The following is a 17,010-nucleotide window of genomic DNA, read 5'->3' as shown; positions in this document are numbered from 1 at the left end:
CGACGCGCGTCGGGGATCCGACGACGACGAGGGCCCGCCCCTGCCCAGACCTACTTCGCGTCCGCCCAGTACGGATCCTTCAGCGTGCGCTTCATCAGTTTCCCGTTGGCCTGGCGGGGCAGCTCGTCCACCACATCGATCGACCGCGGCATCTTGAACTTCGCCAGCCGACCGGACAGGTCCTCGAGGATGTGCGCCTTGAGCTCGTCGGACTCGGGGTAGCCCTCGGCCAGTTCGATGACGGCCTTGACCTCCTCACCCCAGTCCTTGTGCGGGATACCGAACACGGCGGCGTCGCGGACCGCCTCGTGGCGGGTCATCTCCGACTCGATCTCTGCCGGGTAGATGTTCACGCCGCCGGAGATGATCATGTCGTTCTTGCGGTCGCACAGGAACAGGTAGCCGTCTTCGTCCACGTAGCCGATGTCGCCCATGGTGAAGAGCTCGCCGACGTAGGTCTTCGCGGTCTTCTCCTTGTCCTGGTGGTACTCGAACTTCGACCCGTGCATCTGCAGGTACACATTGCCGATCTCGCCGGTGGGCAGCTCGTTGCCGTCGTCGTCGAGGATCTTCAGGGTGGTGGTCTTCCACGGCCGCCCCACGCTGCCGGGCTTGCGCAGCCATTCCTCGCCGGTGATGGTGCACCCACCGCCCTCGGTCCCGGCGTAGTACTCGGTCAGGACCGGGCCCCACCAGCCGAGCATGGCCTGCTTGACGTGCTTGGGGCACGGCGCGGCGCCGTGGACGATCGTGCGCAGGCTGGACACGTCGTACTTCGCGCGCACATCCTCCGGCAGCTCCAGCAGCCGCGAGAACTGCGTCGGCACCATGTGCGACTGGGTGACGCCGTGGGCGTCGATGAGTCGCAGCATCTCCTCGGGCGTCCACTTGTCCATGAGCACCACGGCCTGGCCCAGATTGAGCGAGATGGTGACGAAGTTGAGCACGGCCGTGTGGTAGAGCGGCGAGCCACAGATGTGGACGTTGTCCGGCGCCTGGATGTCGAAGCCGGCGAAGAAGTAGTAGTTGGGGACCGTCACTTGATCCGGCGAGGCGCCGGTGAGGGGGCGCCGCACGCCCTTGGGGCGGCCGGTGGTGCCGGAGGTGTACAGCATGGGGCCGCCGAGGGTCCGCGACGACGGCAAGGGGTCCTCCCCCGCGGCTGGGACCGTGAGCTCGGGCAGCGGACGGAATCCGGGAACCTCACCGATGGCGTAGCAGCGGGCGGGGTCGAGCCCGGCCTCCCCGGCGGCTGCGGTCGCGACGTCGGCGAACCGGGTGTCCGCGATGAACACCGTCGATCCCGAATTCTCGAGGATGTACGCCACCTCGGGGCCGGTCAGGTGCCAGTTCGCCGGGGCCACGTAGAGCCCGATCTCCATGGCCGCGTAGTAGACCTCGAGGAATTCAATGCTGTTCGGCGCCAGCAGGACGATGCAGTCACCGGTCTCCAGTCCGAGCTCGCGCAGACCCCGGGCGTAGCCGTGGGCGGCGTCGGCGAGCTGGCCGAAGGTGACCTGCCGACCGCCCGCCTCGATTACGGCGATGCGGTCCGGATTCGCCTCGGCGATCCGGTAGACGCTGGTCACGTGCTCGCCGGTCCGCGGATCCAGGATTCCGGCGTCGGCGGGGACGGAAGGCGTGGGTGCACTCATGACCCCATAGTAGAACGTGTTCTATCGCGATGGCGGGCTTTCCCGGCGACCGTGACCAGACCACGGCGAGCCGCCGGTGGTTACCCTCCTGCCCATGGCGCAGCATCGGATCCGCGCGAGCGACCCCCAGCGCGTCGCGGCGTGGGAGCAGCTCGACGCCGCCGCTGCAGATGGGCGCCTCGCCCCCCTGGATCAGCTTCACCTCGGGTGGCAGGTGCGGTCGAGCGGATACGTCGATGAACTCCGGGCGATCCTCGCGGACCTGCCGGCCCCGGCCCGGTCGCCTTCCGAGGTGGCGGGCACCCGCTCCACTCCGGTCGCCCGGTCCCGCCGCGCGCCACGCGACCCGCTCGACACCGCCAAGTTGGTCGGCGCCTCGACCGTGGCGGGGCTCGCCCTTGTCGCCGGCGGGGTCCTCGCGCTGCGAGACGGTGCGTTCGCCGGCCTCGTCGGCGGCACCGAGGACACGATCACCTCGAGCAGCGTCGATGAGGTCATCTCGTCTGCGCGTGCGAGGTTCGGCGACGCTCGTGTGGCCTCGCTCGACATCAGGGGCGACTACGCCCTCCTCCTCATCGAGGATCCGACAGACCCCGGGGCGGTCGACTCGTGGCGACGCGACGACCTGGGCGAGTGGGCCGCCGAAGGGGAGGCTTTCCGCCCCGTTGACGACCTCTCCGTTGCAATGGAGTCCATCGATGTACCGGCCGCCCTGGAGGCGGCTCGGGCCTCCGCGGCGGAGAACGGGCTCTCGGACGCAGATCTCGTGGGGATCGACGTGGGCCCGGACGCGCTCGCCCAGCCCACATACGAGATCACCGTGAGTCGTGAGGGTGACCGCGGGCACATAGTGGTGGGGCACGACAGGATCGTGAGAGAAGTCGGCGTCCCCCGATGAGCGCATCGCCCCCGCCCCCCGGTGGGCCCGCCCCGGAGCCGGCCACCGAGGACCGCAGGCGAGCCGTGTGGCAGATCCTGGACAACGCCTACACGGACGGCCGGATCGGCCCCCTCGAACATGGCGAGCGCAGCCGCGACGCCGCCCTGTCGACCACCCGCGACGACCTCGACTCACTGGTGGCCGACCTCAACAGGCGCTTGTTCGAACTGGAGGTACGCAGCCGGGGCCTGTCAGCCGACACCCCGCTCTCGGTACGGCGGACCAACGCGCGCGAGCGGATCGTCGCGAAGCGACCGCCCGGGCCTTCGACGCGGGGGCCGGCGGGGCGCAGGCGCCTGGCGAGCGGACTGCTGCGCGCGGTCCTGGCCAGCGCATTGGCCGTCGGCCTCATCGCCGGCCTGGACCACCTCGCCGGGAACACACCCTCCCCGGCCGGCGACACGGTGGACCGCCCGGCCTCCGTCGAGGTGATCCGCACGGCACCGGGACCACTGCTCACCGCCGAAGGGATGACCCGCGTCATCGATGCCGCACGCGACCAGCTCGACGACCCCACCGTGGAGCGGCTCGTCATCGAAGGCGACACCGCGCACCTGAGCCGCCCCGATCCGGACGATGCGGAGGCGACGCTGCACCACACCTTCCACGGTCGATGGCGGGACGGGATCACCAGCCGGCTGCCCGCGTCGCCCGGTTTCCCTGTGGCCGCGGTGGACGCGGAGACCGTGCTGTTCGCGATCGAGGCGACGCCCGCCCTGTTGGGAGCGCCCGGGGCGGTTCCGGACAGGGTGGTGATCTCCCCGGGTCCACCCCCCTCCGGCTCCGGGCCCCCGCCCGTCTACGCGGTCAGAGTCTCACTCACGGACCGACCCGGCTGGGTCACGGTCGGCCCCGGTCGCGAGATCCTGGAGGTCGGCGACGGCGGTTGACCCCCGGGACCGGCCCACGTCAGTCGATGAACTGCGCGATCGTCTCGATCTCCTCGACCGACCGGGCGGTCACCACGAGCATGGTGATGCCCGCGGCCTCCCACTCGGCGATCTGCGACCGCACCGAGTCGGCATCACCGATGATCGCGGTGGCCTCGACCATCTCGTCCGGGACCGCGGCGGTGGCCTCGTCCTTGCGGCCGGAGCGGAACAGTTCGGTGATGCGGTCCACGTCGTCGCCGAAGCCCATGCGACGGAACGCCTCGGCGTGGAAGTTCTTCTCCTCGGCGCCCATGCCGCCCGCGTACAGGGCGGTGAACGGCTTGTACGCGTCGAGGACGCCGCGGCGGTCGTCCGTCACGTGGAGCTGGCACAGGAAAGCCACCTCGAAGTCCTCGCGGGTGCGGCGCGCCCCGGGTCGGGCGAACCCCTCGTCGAGCCACGCGTTGAACTCGTGGGCGGTGCGCGGCGAGGCCAGGAAGCCCAGCCAGCCGTCGGCGATCTCTGCGGCCAGGGCCACGTTCTTGGGCCCCTCGGCGCCCAGCCAGATCGGCACGTCCTCGCGCAGCGGATGCAGGATCGGCTTGAGCGGCTTGCCCAGCCCGGAGGCGTCCGCGCCCCGGTAGGGCAGGGCGTACGCGGGACCGTCGGAGGTCACGGGCTCCTCGCGCCGCAGCACCTTCCGGATGATGTCGATGTACTCCCGCGTCCGCGCCAGCGGCTTGGCGAAGGCCTGCCCGTACCACCCCTCCACGACCTGCGGCCCCGAGACGCCCAGCCCCAGGCAGAACCGGCCGTTCGACAGGTGATCGAGGGTCATGGTGCTCATGGCGGTGGCCGTGGGCGTCCGCGCGGAGAGCTGCACGACGGCCGTCGACAGCCGGATGCGCTCGGTGAGCGAGCCGTACCAGGCCAGCGGCGTGAAGGCGTCCGAACCCCAGGCCTCGGCGGTGAAGACGGTGTCGAAGCCCGCCCTGTCCGCCGCCACCACGAGGTCGGCATGGTTGGTGGGCGGCTGGGCGCCCCAGTATCCGAGCTGCAACGCGAATTTCATGGACACCAGTGTGACCCACACCTCTCCGCGGCGGGGGCGGCGACCCGGATCAGCGTGTCGGGGAAACTCACACACCGGCCGGTGGAACGTGTTCTACTTGTGCGCGTGACATCCAGAGAGATCGTTGTCGATATCACCCCACCGGACGAGCCCGTGCTCTCGGCGTCCCTGTCACCGTCGTTCGACTACACACGGTCGACCGGCCCCGTGCTGGGAGCGTTCTTCACCGGCCTACGCGAGCGACGCCTGGTCGGTAACCGCGATTCGGCCGGCACCGTGCACCTGCCGCCGGTCGAGTTCGACCCCCACACACGCCGGGCCCTCACGGAGTCCGTGGAGGTGGGTTCCGGTTCCGCGATCGAGGGCCTCGTCGTCGCATGGACCTGGGTTCCCGCTCCCACCGAGGTCAACCCGCTCGACACCCCGTTCGCGTGGGCGCTCGTGCGGTTCGACGGCGCGGACACCGCCATGCTCCTGCCCCTGGTCGCCGACGGCCCCGAGGCGGTGAGCACCGGCATGCGCGTGCGCCTGCGGTGGGCCGCCGAGCGCACCGGCACCATCCACGACATCGCGTGCGTGGTCCCCGCCGACGCGCCGGGTGACACCGGAGGCGACGACGACGAGGTCCCGCGGTCCGAGTCCGAGCCCGTCACCATCGTGGTGACGCCGATCGGACTGTCGGTCACCCACACGGCCGGACCCGCCGAGAGCGAGTACCTGCGCGCGATCGTGCAGGGCAAGGTGCTGGGGCGGCGCCGCTCCAACGGCCCCGAGGTCTACGTGCCCCCGCGTGACTACTGCCCGTCCGACGGCGTGGCCATGGGCGAGTACGTGGAGGTCTCCGACATCGGCACGGTGACCACGTTCGGCATCGTCAACGTGCCGTTCGCCGGCCAGGAGATCAAGCCCCCGTACGTCACCGCCTACATCCTGCTCGACGGCTCCGACGTCCCCATCCAGCACCTGGTGCTGGGCTGCGAGGCGTCCGAGGTGCGGATGGGGATGCGCGTGCGCGCCGTGTGGACGCCCGAGTCCGAACGGCCCGCCTCGATGAAGGCCATCGCCCACTTCGAGCCCACCGGCGATCCCGACGCCGATCCCGACACCTATGCCGATCACCTGTAGAGGACACCACCCGTGACCCCCAACGCTCCCCGGGACGTGGCCGTCGTCGGATTCGCCCACGCCCGCCACACCGAGTCCACCTTCGGCACCACCAACGGTGTCGAGATGCTCGCCCCCGTCTTCGCCGAGTGCTACCGGCAGACCGGACTGGACCGCACCGACATCGACTTCTGGTGCTCCGGCTCGTCCGACTACCTGGCCGGCCGCGCCTTCTCGTTCATCTCCGCCGTCGACTCCATCGGCGCGGTCCCCCCGATCTCCGAGTCGCACGTCGAGATGGACGCCGCATGGGCGTTCTTCGAGGCCTACCTCAAGATCGCCTCCGGCCAGGCCGACACGGCCCTCGTCTACGGGTTCGGCAAGGCCTCGGCCAGCACCGACCTCGACACCGCCCTGGCGCTGCAACTCGACCCCTACACCGTCGCCCCGCTGTGGCCCGGCCGGCACCACGTCGCCGCACTGCAGGCCCGCGCCGGCATCGACGCCGGCCGGTGGTCCGAGGCCGAGATGGCCGCCGTCGCCGCCCGCGCCACCGGCCGCGACGAGACGGACCTTCTCGCCGAGCCGTACGTGGCCGACCCGCTGCGTCAGCACGACTGCCCTCCCGTCACCGACGGCGCCGGCGCCATCATCCTCGCCTCCGCCGAACGGGCCCGTGAGCTGGTCGACACCCCGGCGTACATCACCGGGATGGAGCACATCGCCGACTCCGCCGAGTTCGGCGCCCGCGACCTGACAGACTCCCCGTCCGCACGCGCCGCCGCCGTCCGCGCGACCGGTTCGTCCGGGAACCGCCCCGACCTCGGCGGTGTCTCGGTGGCCGAACTGCACACCCAGTACACCCACCAGGAGCTGCTCCTGCGCGGCGCGCTGGGCATCTCCGACGACGTCGCCGTCACCCCGTCCGGCGGCTCGCTGCTCGCCGACCCGCTGTTCTCCGCGGGCCTCGAGCGCATCGGCTACGCCGCCCACAGCATCTGGGAGGGCCGCTCCGAGCGCGCCCTCGCCCACGCCACCAGTGGCCACCTGCTGCAGCAGAACCTCATCTGCCTCCTGGAAGGACGCACCGCATGAGCGCCCCCTCATCCGGAACCCACGGCTCCGGTCTGCCCGCCGCCGTCCTCGGGACCGGCCAGACCCACCACGTCGCCCGCCGCACCGACATCTCCATGGCCGGGCTCTGCCGCGAGGCCATCGATGCCGCCATGATCGACGCCGGGGTCGGCTGGGACGACATCGACGCCGTGATCGTCGGCAAGGCCCCCGACCTGTTCGAGGGCGTCATGATGCCCGAACTGATGATGGCCGACGCTCTCGGCGCCGTCGGCAAACCGCTGCTGCGCGTCCACACGGCCGGGTCCGTCGGCGGCTCGACCGCTGTCGTCGCCGCGTCCCACGTCCAGTCCGGCCGCTACCGCCGGGTCCTCGCCGTGGCGTGGGAAAAGCAGTCCGAGTCCAACGCCATGTGGGCGCTCAGCCTGCCGGTCCCGTTCACCGCACCCGTCGGGGCCGGCGCGGGCGGCTACTTCGCCCCCCACGTGCGCTCCTACATCCGCAAGACCGGAGCCCCCGAGCACGTGGGCGCGATGGTCGCGGTGAAGGACCGCCTCAACGGCTCGGTCAACCCGCACGCCCACCTCAAGCAGCCCGACATCTCCGTGGACAAGGTGCTCCAGGGACAGATGCTCTGGGACCCCATCCGGTTCGACGAGACCTGCCCCTCCTCCGACGGCGCGTGCGCGATCGTCATCGGCGACGCCGAGGCGGCCGAGGCGGTGGAGTCCGCCGGCCGACAGGTCGCGTGGGTCCACGCCACCGCGCTGCGTACTGAGCCGGGAACCTTCGCCGGTCGCGACTACGCCAACCCCCAAGCCAGCCGCGACGCCGCCGCCGCCCTGTGGGCCGAGGCCGGGATAACCAACCCGGCCGAGGAGATCGACGCGGCCGAGATCTACGTGCCGTTCTCCTGGTTCGAGCCCATGTGGTTGGAGAGCCTCGGTTTCTGCGCGGAGGGCGAGGGGTGGCGCATGACCGAGTCCGGCGCCACCGCGCGCGACGGCTCCCTGCCGGTCAACCCGTCCGGCGGCGTGCTGTGCTCGAATCCCATCGGCGCGTCCGGCATGCTCCGCTTCGCCGAGGCCGCCCGCCAGGTGATGAACCGGGCGGACGAGCACCAGATCCCCGGCGCGCGCAAGGCCCTCGGCCACGCCTACGGCGGCGGGTCCCAGTACTTCTCCATGTGGGTCGTGGGGACCGACCGTCCGGAGCGTCACTCATGAGCAACCCCTATCTGGACGCCAACGGGCAGTACCGCCCGCTCGAGATGAGCGACGCAGCGCTGGCGAGTCCCGCCTACACCGCCGCGCGCCGCTCGTGGGCCGCGACCAACGCCGGCGATCGCGACGCGTGGATCGCCGGCTGGAATCCCGAGGGCACCATCGAGGATCCCGTGGGACCGTCGATGTTCGACACCGAGGGCATCGGCCACACCGGCACGGAGAGGCTCCTGGAATTCTGGGAGAAGGCCGTGGCCACCCCGGATCACATCGAGTTCCGGTTCGACCGCGGGATCGCCGCGGGCGACGAACTCCTCTGCGTCGGCACCATGCGCACCCACATGGGCACCAGCATCATGGAGATCGACATCGCCGTGGACTACCGCGTCGACGCCCAAGGCCGGCTCGTGAACCTTCGTGCCTTCTGGGAACAGGACGTGGCCATGGCCTCAGGACTGCGTCCGCTGACCGACGACGACCGGGCGGCCATCACCGGTGCCGTCACGAAGGACGCCTGACATGGCACGCGTAGCGGACGTCGAGTTCTCCGTCCCCGTCTCCTTCTCCCCCGTCGACCAGTACCTCGACATCGCACGCGGCGCCGAGGCCGCGGGCATCGACCGGATCGTCCTGCCCGACTCGCTGTTCCACCCGCGGCGTCAGGACAAGGACTACCCGTACACCCCGGACGGCTCCCGGATGTGGGACGAGAACACCGAGTGGGTGGAGCCGCTCATCGCCTGCGCCGCCATGGGTGGAGCGACCTCCCGGATCCGCTTCTGCCCTCAGGTGCTCAAGGTGGGCCCGCGCAACCCCCTGCTGCTCACCCGGCAGGTGGGGTCGGTGGCGTTGCTCACCGGAAACCGGCTGGACCTCGGCGTGGGCATCGGCTGGGACCCCAACGAGTTCGAATGGTGCGGCGCGCCGTTCAAGGGCCGCGGCAAACGCACCGACGAGTCGCTGGCCATCCTGCGCGAGGGTCTGCGCGGCCAGTGGATGGAGTTCCACGGCGACCACTTCGACTTCGACGAGCTCATCTTCACCCCGGCGCCGTCCGAGCAGGTCCCCTTCTACGTGGGTGGCCACACCGAGATCGCGCTCAAGCGCGCCGCCCGCGTCGGCCAGGGCTGGACCAGCGCGATGATGGGGTTCGACGACATCGGCGCCACCGTCACCCGCCTGGGCGAACTGCTCGAGGAGCAGGGGCGCTCGCTGGCCGACCGCGGCGACGGCAAGCGATTCGCCATCCAGGTGGTGTGCCTGGACCGCTACGGCTCGAAGGGCTTCGCCGAGCTGGCGGAGGCCGGCGTCACCGACATCATCGTGATGCCCTGGCTGATCGAGGGCCACGGGTACGACTGCACGGCCGAGCAGAAGATCGAGTCGATCGCCCGCTTCGGCGAGAAGTACGGCCTCACGCCCTAGTTGCACGGGGCGCTTCGGCGCGTGATGCCCCTCAGGCGGGCAGGTGCGCAGCGACGTCGTCCAGGCAGGCGAGGATCTCCCGGTGCGTGTCCTGCGTGGCCTCGAGGTGCATGAGGTGTCCGGCCGGCGCCGTGATCGCGCGGACCATCCGCACGTCGTCGTGGTAGCGGTCGAGCTTGGTCAACGGGTCACGGCCGTGGAAGCCCTCGAGGTCCGGGTCGTGCTCGGAGTAGAGAAAGTAGAAGGGCACGGGGTTGGTCTGCCGCTCGAACTCCTGTCGCGCGTGCCAGCTGACGTCCATCGCCCGGTACCACTGCAGTGGCCCCGCGAACCCGGTGCGCGCGTACTCCTCCTCGTAGGTGTCCATCTCCTCGACCGACAGCCACGGCCACGGCAGCGGTGGCGCCTCGGGCAGCGCGTCGAGATAGGTGGAGCCGGGCGGATGTTGCCACACGTCGAGGTAGTGATAATCCGCCGACAATGCCCAGAAGACGCGGGTGAGGAACTCACGCTCGCGCCCCGCCAGGTCGGCCTCGGCCACACCGGGCTGCGCGAAGTAGTGCAGGTGGAGGAAGTGCTTCCGCGCCATCATCGCCGACCCCTCCAGGGGCGGGACCGACCCGGCGGTGCTCATGAACGGGTTCTCCATCCCGATCACCGCGCGGACCCGCCCGGGTTCGAGGTGGCACGTGTCGTAGGCGACGCCGGCGCCGAAGTCGAAGCCCACCAGTACCACCCGGCCCGCGTCCTCGGCATCGCAGACGGCCACCACGTCGTCGACGACCTCACGCGGGGCGTACGCCGCGACGTCCGAGGGCGCGTCCGAACCGCCCATCCCGCGCAGGTCGGGGGCGATGACCCGCCATCCGGCCGCGGTCAGGTCGGGGATCAGGCGGTGCCACGTGAACCAGAAGTGGGGGAAACCGTGCAGGAGGACCACGGTCTCGGGGCCGTCGCCGGTCGGCGCCGTGGCGGACCGGGGGTCGGGGTCGGCGACCACGTAGTGCAGTCGGACGCCGTCACGGTCGACGGTGCGGTGGTCGATCATGGTGATCACCTTGCCTGTTCGATGGGGCCGACGGGATCGGTTCGGGGCTTCTGGGGTCGGACGACGATGACGACGACGAGGCCGCCCTCTCCCCGGAGACGAGAACCCCGGCCCGGCCTGCGGAACAGGCGGGACCGGGGCTGACCGGCCGGGGGCCGGGTGTGGCTGCTCGCGGTATCAGACTCGCTGTGTCAGGTCAGTGCATGACCGGGCATTTGAAGTCGACCTTCCAGTCCTGGATCGCGTTGAGCCAGCCCGAACGCAGACGCGTCGAGTCCCCCAGCGAGGTGATGTCCGGCATGTGGTCCGCGATCGCGTTGAAGATCAGCTCGATCTGCAGCTTGGCCAGGTTGGCGCCGATGCAGTAGTGCGGGCCGTTGCCGCCGAACGTCAGGTGCGGGTTCGGGTCGCGGGTGATGTCGAACGTGAACGGATCGGAGAAGACGTCCTCGTCGAAGTTCGCCGAGCCGTACATGATCGCGGCACGGTCACCCTTCTTCATGGTCACCCCGCCGATCTCCACGTCCTCGGTGGCGGTGCGCTGGAACGAGGTGATCGGGGAGGCCCACCGCAGGATCTCGTCGTAGGCGGTCGCCGGGCGCTCGCGCTTGAACAGCTCCCACTGGTCGGGGTTCTCGAGGAACGCGATCATCCCGTGGGTCGTGGCGTTGCGGGTGGTCTCGTTGCCCGCCACCGCGAGCAGGACCACGAACCAGCCGAACTCGTCGGAGGTGAGCTTCTCGCCGTCGACGTCGGCCTGGATGAGCTTGGTGACCAGGTCGTCACGGGGGTCGGTCTCGCGCTTGGTGGCCAGCTCCTGGGCGTAGGAGAGCACCATGGCGTTGGCCATCTGCGACTCCTCGACCTTGCCGGGGACGTCGTAGCTGGTCATCTGGTTGGACCACTCGAAGATCTGGTGACGGTCCTCCAGCGGGATGCCGATGAGCTCGGCGATCGCCTGGAGCGGGAGCTCGGAGGCGACGTCGACGATGAAGTCGCCGCTGCCCTTCGCCGCCGCGGTCTCGACGATGTTCTTGGCCTTCTCGGCGAGGTGCTCGCGCATCTTCTCGATGTTGCGCGGGGTGAACCCCTTCGAGATGATCCGCCGGTACTTCTTGTGCTCCTCGCCGTCCTGGTTGATGAACAGCAGGCGGGTGAGCTCGACGATCTCCCGCTCGGTGCCGGGGGCGAAGCGCGGGATGGCGGTGTTCTCGAAGGTGGAGAAGACCTCGTTGGTCCGGCGCGAGATCTCCTTGACGTCCTCGTGCTTGGTGACGACCCAGTAGCCGTCGTCGTCGAAACCGTCGACCCCGGGGTCCTTGGCGCACCACCAGATCGGCTCGGTCCGGCGGAGGTGGGCCCACTCGGGATGCGGTAGGCGCTTCTCGTAGAGCTCCGGATCCGTGAAATCGAACCCCTCGGGAATGGTGACTGGCTGCACTGGCACTCCTTGACCACGTCTGATTGCGTCTCGTGCTCGAACGGCGCCGGGACATCTCTGCCCTCACCCCGCAATGTAATCTAGAACACGTTATAGGCACCATACTGGAACACGTTCACTTCTGGGTCGTCGTTCCTGATCGCCCGGAGCGCCCGGTCGCCCCCCGCACCGCGAACTCGGAATCCCCCGCCGGGTGACGTAAACTAGAACTCGTTCTAACCTTGCTTCCAAAGGAGCGCATCCATGGGAAATCCCGTCATCGTCGAGGCCGTCCGGACCCCGATCGGAAAGGCTCGCGGCGCGCTGTCGGGCCTGCACCCCGCGCACCTGCTGGGGGCCTCGCAGAAGGAGGTCATCCGGCGCGCCGGGATCGACGCCGCGCTCGTCGAGCAGGTCGTCGGAGGGTGCGTCACCCAGGCCGGCGCCCAGGGGAACAACGTCACCCGCGGCGCCTGGCTCGCGTCGGGACTGCCGTGGCAGACGGCGTGCACGACCATCGACTGCCAGTGCTCGTCCGCGCAGCAGGCCAATCACTTCATCGCCAACCTCATCCACGCGGGGGCGATGGACGTCGGGATCGCGTGCGGCGTCGAGTCGATGAGCTGGATCGCGCTGCGCGCCGCCGTCGGCGACGGCTCCAACGGGATGCCGCGCCCGGACGACTGGGACGTCGACCTGCCCGACCAGTTCACCGCGGCCGACCGGATCGCGAAGCGCCGCGGGTTGAGCCGCTCCGACCTCGAGGAACTGGGTGTCCGGTCCCAGGCCAACGCGAAGCGCGCGTGGGAGGAGGGCCGCTTCGATCGCGAGACCTTCGCCGTCGACGCCCCCGAGCGCCTCAAGGACGGCACCTACACCGGTGAGACGGTGACGGTCACCCGCGACCAGGGGCTGCGCGACACCACCGCCGAGGCACTGGCGTCCCTCAAGCCCGTCATGGAGGGCGGACTGCACACCGCCGGGACCTCCAGTCAGATGTCCGACGGTTCGGCCGCCGTCCTGCTCATGGACGAGGACGTGGCCAGGGCGCACGGGCTGAAGCCGCGGGCACGGATCCTCCACCAGGCCCTCGTGGGCGGCGAGCCCGAGTACCACCTCGACGGCCCGGTCCAGGCCACCCAGCGGGTACTCGACCGCTCCGGCATGTCGATCTCGGACTTCGATCTCTTCGAATGCAACGAGGCGTTCGCCTCCGTGCTCCTAAGCTGGGCGCAGGTGCACGGGCCCGACATGGACAAGGTCAACGTCAACGGAGGGGCCATCGCGATCGGCCACCCCGTCGGCAGCACCGGGTCGCGGCTCATCACCACCGCCCTGCACGAGCTCGAGCGCACGGACGGCCAACGCGCCCTCATCACGATGTGCGCGGGAGGCGCCCAGGCCTCGGCGAGCATCATCGAGAGGATCTGACATGAGCAACGCCATCGAGACGGCCGCGAACCGCCGGCGGGAGGTCTTCGCCGCCGTGTCGTCGGCCGACGGCCCCGAGGACGCGGTCCGCGCCATCGCGAGCCTGCTATCGGTGTCCCCCGACGAGGCGGGCGAGGTCCTGCGGGCCCCACTCGAGGCGTTCGCCGGCTCCCCCTCCGGAGGGCCGGCCGGAGGGGCCGGACAGGGCTTCACCCTCCGTCCCTTCACGGAGTCCGAGGAGCACACGACCCTCTATCACGCACGCTCGTCCGATGAGACGTCCGCGACCGGCGGGACCTGGGACCGGGAGAAGACCGAGCAGGAGTTGCGGAACGGTCTGGACCGTATCGAGGCCGAGTCGGCGATGTGGTTCGTGGCGGTCGACACCGACCGTGACGCGCCCATCGGGCTCGTCTTCGGTGAGCAGATCGACAACGGCGACGTCGATGTGGCCATCTGGATCCGCCCCGAGGAGCGCAAGAAGGGCTTCGGGCTCCGGTCGCTCAAGGAGAGCCGCCGCGAACTCGCCGCGTTCTTCCCCGGCAAGCACCTGATCGTCCGCGCACCGATGGCCGGTAAACGGTGAGCGGAGCCGGTCCCACCCCCGAGACCGGCGTCGACGACCCGCGGCGCGGCGCGCCGTGGGTCGTGGGCGTCATCAAGGTGATGTCGCGGGTCAACACGTGGGCGTACCGGGTGTCCGGCGGGCGGGTCGGCGGCTCCTGGCGGGTGGGTTCCGCGCTGCGGGCCCCGGTCCCCGTGTGCCTCGTGACGACGACCGGCCGCAAGTCCGGCGAGCCGCGGACAGTGCCGCTGCTCCACCTCCCGGACGGGGACCGGGTCCTGCTCGTCGCTTCACAGGGCGGCCTCCCCAAGCATCCCCAGTGGTACTACAACGTGCTGGCCGACCCGAACGTCACCGTCCAGGTGGGTCGCCGTCGTCGCGCGATGACGGCGAGGGAGGCGACCCCGTCCGAGCGCGCCGAGTTGTGGCCCAGGCTCGTCGAGCGCTACGCGGACTTCGCCGACTACCAGGCCAACACCAGCAGGGTCATCCCGGTCATCATCTGCGAACCGCGGAACTGACCACCGCGACCGGCCGAGGCCGGGGCTCCCGACCGGGAGTCCCGGCCTCAGCTGATTCTTCGATGGAGTGTCTCTTCTCTGGTTCGCACGGCGCCGGTGACCCGCTGCTGCGGCTTCACACTGCGGCGTTCTCACGTGGGAGAATAACATTTTCGCCACTCTGGTCACTTCATTAACATCTTCTGAGAAGGGCGTTGACACCAGCGCTTTCTTAGAGGATTCTCATCGAAGTGAAATGGTGTGGCCGGCGACCTCGTGGTCGACACGGTTCCCAGGAAACCGCAATGACCCGAGAGGACCTTCCGTGAACAAATCAACCAGGGCCGCAGCCGTCGCTGCCACCGCGGCGCTCGCCATCTCCGGCGCGACCGGTATCGCCAATGCCCAGAGCGCCTTCCCCGACCTGGGGATCATCGGCGATCTGCTCGACCCGTTCACCGGCTCCGCCGGTGACCTCGCCGGCGGTTCGTCCGGCCTGAACCCGCTCGAAGGCTCCTCGGCCCTGCCTGGCTCGGGCGACTTCCCCGTTCTCAGCTCCGAGCCACTCGGTGGATCGTCGACCTTCGACTCGTCCGAACTGCCCGCTCTCAGCTCGGAGCCGCTCGGAGGCTCGGCGACCTTCGACTCGTCCGAACTGCCCGCCCTCAGCACCGATCCCCTCGGCGGCTCCGCGGCCCTCCCCGAGACCCTGACCGGGTCGCTCGGGACCGTTCCGCTGTCCTCCGAGCTCCTCGGCGGTTCCGCGGCGCTGCCCGCGTCGTCCGAACTCCCGCCGCTGTCCACCAACCTCCTCGGCGGCTCCGCGGACTTCCAGTCCACCGAGGCCGGCTCCACCGAGATGGCCCCGCTGTCCACCAACCTGCTCGGCGGCTCCGCCGAGTTCGGTTCGTCCGACCTCGCGCCCCTGACCGGTTCCGACGGCATGGGTTCCACCGGCATGTCGCCGCTGTCCACCGAACTCAACCTTCTCGGAGGCTCCGCGGAACTGCCCCCGCTGTCCGCCAACTTCCCGGACGGTTCGACCGAGGGCATCGGCGGCTCTGCGGAGCTCGTCGGTGAGGGCATCGCCGGGTCGCTGACCAACGGTTCCGCCAACCAGCTCGCCGGGTCGGTGGAGAGCAACTCCGCCGACCCGATCATCGGCTCGATCGCCGAGGGCGGCATCCTCCCGGCGCTGTCCGGTTCCATCTCGGAGACCTCCGGATCCCTCTCGGGCAACGGCGGATCGACGGGTCAGAGCTCCGATCTGATGACGGGATCGACCGGTGGCAGCGCCGAGGTCATCACCGGTTCGTTCGGTGAACTCACCGAGGTCAACGGCTCGCTCACCGCGCTCACCGGGTCTCTCGAGAACGGCTCCATGCAGGGCACCTTCTCGACCAACCTGGGTTCGGAGATGGGCGCACTCGCCTCCCTCGAGAGCTTCGCCAGCCTCGGCGAGAGCGGCACGGGGAGCCTGCTCCCGGTCCTCGCCCTGGGCGCGTCCGCCGGAGGTGGCGCCATGGTCGCGACGGCCGCCGCGAACGGGACTTTCGCTCTCCCGCCGCTGCCCGGCCTACCGCCGCTGCCGACCGTCTGCGACCTCCCGCAGCCCCAGGTCGACCAGTTGGCCGGCCTCGGTTCCGTCGGCGCGCAGCAGTGCCCGGAGCCCGGCGCCTGACCTCGCCTGCCCCAACCGGCTCGCGAAACGAGGAACCCCGCACCATCACGGTGCGGGGTTCCTCGTTGTCGTGGCGGAGTCAGCGAGCGCCGTAGACCGGCACCGGGGTGGGCGACTCGTCGAGCAGACGGGGCACGACCGACCCCAGCTCGGCGGGATCCCACTTGGCACCCTTGTCCTCGGACGCGGCACGCTGCCACCCGTCGCAGACGGTGACCTTGCCGCCCTCGACCTCGAACACGCGGCCGGTCACCTGCGCCGACTCCTCGGAGCCCAGCCACACGACCAGCGGCGAGATGTTGGCCGGGTCCATGGCATCGAAGGACCCGTCCTCGGGCGCGGCCATCTGCGAGGCCATTCCCTCCCCCGCGGAGGTGGTCATGCGGGTCCGCGCGGCCGGAGCGATTGCGTTGGCGGTGACCCCGTAGCCCTTCATCTCGGCGGCGGTCTGGATGGTCAGCAGCGCGATGCCGGCCTTGGCCGTGGCGTAGTTGCCCTGTCCTACCGATCCGAACAGTCCGGCGCCGGACGAGGTGTTGATGACCCGGGCCTGGCGCGGGCGACCGGCCTTGGACTCGGCGCGCCAGTACTCGGCGGCGTGCCGCAGCGGGGCGAAGTGGCCCTTGAGGTGGACGTTGATCACGTTGTCCCAGTCCTGCTCCCCCATACCGACGAGCATCTTGTCGCGCAGGAAGCCGGCATTGTTCACCAGGACGTCGAGTCCACCGAAGGTGTCGATGGCCTGCTGGACGAGCTCGCGGGCCCCCTCCCACGAGGAGATGTCGTTCCCGTTGACCACGGCGTCGCCGCCGGCGGCCTTGATCTCCGCGACGACCTGCTCGGCCGGGGACTCCCCGACGTTCGATCCGTCCAGGCCCGCCCCGAGGTCGTTGACCACGACCTTGGCGCCCTCGGCGGCGAAGGCCAGCGCGTGTTCGCGGCCGATCCCGCGGCCGGCGCCGGTGACGATGACGACGCGTCCGTCGCAGATTCCCATGGT

Annotated in this window: 16 protein-coding genes; 11 read left to right on the top strand and 5 right to left on the bottom strand. The window is 70.2% G+C overall.

From position 1 onward, the window contains the following. Positions 1-50: 50 nt before the first annotated feature. Entirely contained in the window at positions 51-1,655 is a 1,605-nt protein-coding gene (locus tag AB5G72_RS03695; protein WP_440221034.1) for an acyl-CoA synthetase, read from the bottom strand. A 94-nt stretch (positions 1,656-1,749) separates the two neighbouring features. Here AB5G72_RS03695 and AB5G72_RS03690 point away from each other — a divergent pair, with 94 nt between their 5' ends. Further along, positions 1,750-2,553, top strand: coding sequence for a hypothetical protein (locus AB5G72_RS03690; protein ID WP_440221033.1), 804 nt, complete (start codon positions 1,750-1,752; stop codon positions 2,551-2,553). Further along, entirely contained in the window at positions 2,550-3,485 is a 936-nt protein-coding gene (locus AB5G72_RS03685; protein WP_440221032.1) for a DUF1707 SHOCT-like domain-containing protein, read from the top strand. Before AB5G72_RS03690 ends, AB5G72_RS03685 begins: the two co-directional genes overlap by 4 nt. A gap of 19 nt (positions 3,486-3,504) precedes the next feature. On the opposite strand, the gene AB5G72_RS03680 is transcribed toward AB5G72_RS03685, so the two are convergent. Next, positions 3,505-4,539 (bottom strand): LLM class F420-dependent oxidoreductase, encoded by a 1,035-nt coding sequence (locus AB5G72_RS03680; RefSeq protein ID WP_067712126.1) that lies wholly within the window; start codon positions 4,537-4,539, stop codon positions 3,505-3,507. Between the two features lie 105 nt (positions 4,540-4,644). Here AB5G72_RS03680 and AB5G72_RS03675 point away from each other — a divergent pair, with 105 nt between their 5' ends. From AB5G72_RS03675 to AB5G72_RS03655, 5 genes are read left to right on the top strand one after another with little or no spacing between them, the layout of a single operon-like run. Continuing rightward, on the top strand, positions 4,645-5,664 hold the full coding sequence (locus AB5G72_RS03675) for a Zn-ribbon domain-containing OB-fold protein (protein ID WP_440221031.1): 1,020 nt from the start codon (positions 4,645-4,647) through the stop codon (positions 5,662-5,664). A gap of 12 nt (positions 5,665-5,676) precedes the next feature. After that, positions 5,677-6,738, top strand: coding sequence for a thiolase domain-containing protein (locus AB5G72_RS03670; RefSeq protein ID WP_440221030.1), 1,062 nt, complete (start codon positions 5,677-5,679; stop codon positions 6,736-6,738). After that, on the top strand, positions 6,735-7,943 hold the full coding sequence (locus AB5G72_RS03665; RefSeq protein ID WP_440221029.1) for a thiolase domain-containing protein: 1,209 nt from the start codon (positions 6,735-6,737) through the stop codon (positions 7,941-7,943). Before AB5G72_RS03670 ends, AB5G72_RS03665 begins: the two co-directional genes overlap by 4 nt. Further along, entirely contained in the window at positions 7,940-8,458 is a 519-nt protein-coding gene (locus AB5G72_RS03660; RefSeq protein WP_440221028.1) for a nuclear transport factor 2 family protein, read from the top strand. The genes AB5G72_RS03665 and AB5G72_RS03660 overlap by 4 nt, the downstream gene beginning before the upstream one ends. 1 nt (position 8,459) lies before the next feature. Further along, on the top strand, positions 8,460-9,365 hold the full coding sequence (locus tag AB5G72_RS03655) for a TIGR03619 family F420-dependent LLM class oxidoreductase (RefSeq protein WP_163375492.1): 906 nt from the start codon (positions 8,460-8,462) through the stop codon (positions 9,363-9,365). 31 nt (positions 9,366-9,396) lie between these two features. On the opposite strand, the gene AB5G72_RS03650 is transcribed toward AB5G72_RS03655, so the two are convergent. Further along, on the bottom strand, positions 9,397-10,413 hold the full coding sequence (locus AB5G72_RS03650) for an alpha/beta fold hydrolase (protein ID WP_440221027.1): 1,017 nt from the start codon (positions 10,411-10,413) through the stop codon (positions 9,397-9,399). Positions 10,414-10,609: 196 nt separating this feature from the next. Then, the gene (locus tag AB5G72_RS03645; protein ID WP_096906029.1) at positions 10,610-11,854 is read right to left on the bottom strand and encodes a cytochrome P450; all 1,245 of its coding nucleotides are present in this window, start codon (positions 11,852-11,854) and stop codon (positions 10,610-10,612) included. 243 nt (positions 11,855-12,097) lie between these two features. On the opposite strand from AB5G72_RS03645, the gene AB5G72_RS03640 reads away from it, so the two are divergent. The 4 genes from AB5G72_RS03640 (at position 12,098) to AB5G72_RS03625 (ending at position 16,010) form a co-directional block, all read left to right on the top strand. Beyond that, a complete protein-coding gene (locus AB5G72_RS03640) occupies positions 12,098-13,264 on the top strand; it encodes a steroid 3-ketoacyl-CoA thiolase (protein ID WP_440221026.1) in 1,167 nt (388 codons plus the stop codon). 1 nt (position 13,265) lies between these two features. Beyond that, positions 13,266-13,850 (top strand): GNAT family N-acetyltransferase, encoded by a 585-nt coding sequence (locus tag AB5G72_RS03635; protein ID WP_440221025.1) that lies wholly within the window; start codon positions 13,266-13,268, stop codon positions 13,848-13,850. After that, a complete protein-coding gene (locus tag AB5G72_RS03630) occupies positions 13,847-14,350 on the top strand; it encodes a nitroreductase family deazaflavin-dependent oxidoreductase (RefSeq protein ID WP_440221024.1) in 504 nt (167 codons plus the stop codon). The genes AB5G72_RS03635 and AB5G72_RS03630 overlap by 4 nt, the downstream gene beginning before the upstream one ends. Positions 14,351-14,654: 304 nt before the next feature. Beyond that, positions 14,655-16,010 carry a hypothetical protein gene (locus tag AB5G72_RS03625; protein ID WP_440221023.1) on the top strand — a complete coding sequence of 452 codons (1,356 nt, stop codon included), beginning with the start codon at positions 14,655-14,657 and terminating at the stop codon, positions 16,008-16,010. A gap of 79 nt (positions 16,011-16,089) precedes the next feature. Here AB5G72_RS03625 and AB5G72_RS03620 read toward each other — a convergent pair whose 3' ends face one another. Then, positions 16,090-17,007, bottom strand: a complete 918-nt coding sequence (locus AB5G72_RS03620; protein ID WP_120284548.1) for an SDR family oxidoreductase — start codon at positions 17,005-17,007, stop codon at positions 16,090-16,092. Between the last annotated feature and the right edge of the window lie 3 nt (positions 17,008-17,010).

Origin of the sequence: Dietzia sp. MNB45 (assembly GCF_051994785.1) — a bacterium.
GTDB classification, from domain to species: Bacteria; Actinomycetota; Actinomycetes; order Mycobacteriales; family Mycobacteriaceae; genus Dietzia; species Dietzia kunjamensis.
The sequence above is the reverse complement of the archived record's forward strand: the minus strand, read 5'-3'. Positions and strand labels throughout refer to the sequence as shown.

Excerpts from the sequence above, each read along its gene's own strand:
- AB5G72_RS03685 (WP_440221032.1), top strand. The coding sequence starts at position 2,550 with ATGAGCGCATCGCCCCCGCCCCCCGGTGGGCCCGCCCCGGAGCCGGCC.
- AB5G72_RS03690 (WP_440221033.1), top strand. The coding sequence starts at position 1,750 with ATGGCGCAGCATCGGATCCGCGCGAGCGACCCCCAGCGCGTCGCGGCG.
- AB5G72_RS03695 (WP_440221034.1), bottom strand. The coding sequence starts at position 1,655 with ATGAGTGCACCCACGCCTTCCGTCCCCGCCGACGCCGGAATCCTGGAT.
- AB5G72_RS03665 (WP_440221029.1), top strand. The coding sequence starts at position 6,735 with ATGAGCGCCCCCTCATCCGGAACCCACGGCTCCGGTCTGCCCGCCGCC.
- AB5G72_RS03680 (WP_067712126.1), bottom strand. The coding sequence starts at position 4,539 with ATGAAATTCGCGTTGCAGCTCGGATACTGGGGCGCCCAGCCGCCCACC.
- AB5G72_RS03660 (WP_440221028.1), top strand. The coding sequence starts at position 7,940 with ATGAGCAACCCCTATCTGGACGCCAACGGGCAGTACCGCCCGCTCGAG.
- AB5G72_RS03640 (WP_440221026.1), top strand. The coding sequence starts at position 12,098 with ATGGGAAATCCCGTCATCGTCGAGGCCGTCCGGACCCCGATCGGAAAG.
- AB5G72_RS03655 (WP_163375492.1), top strand. The coding sequence starts at position 8,460 with ATGGCACGCGTAGCGGACGTCGAGTTCTCCGTCCCCGTCTCCTTCTCC.
- AB5G72_RS03650 (WP_440221027.1), bottom strand. The coding sequence starts at position 10,413 with ATGATCGACCACCGCACCGTCGACCGTGACGGCGTCCGACTGCACTAC.
- AB5G72_RS03635 (WP_440221025.1), top strand. The coding sequence starts at position 13,266 with ATGAGCAACGCCATCGAGACGGCCGCGAACCGCCGGCGGGAGGTCTTC.
- AB5G72_RS03620 (WP_120284548.1), bottom strand. The coding sequence starts at position 17,007 with ATGGGAATCTGCGACGGACGCGTCGTCATCGTCACCGGCGCCGGCCGC.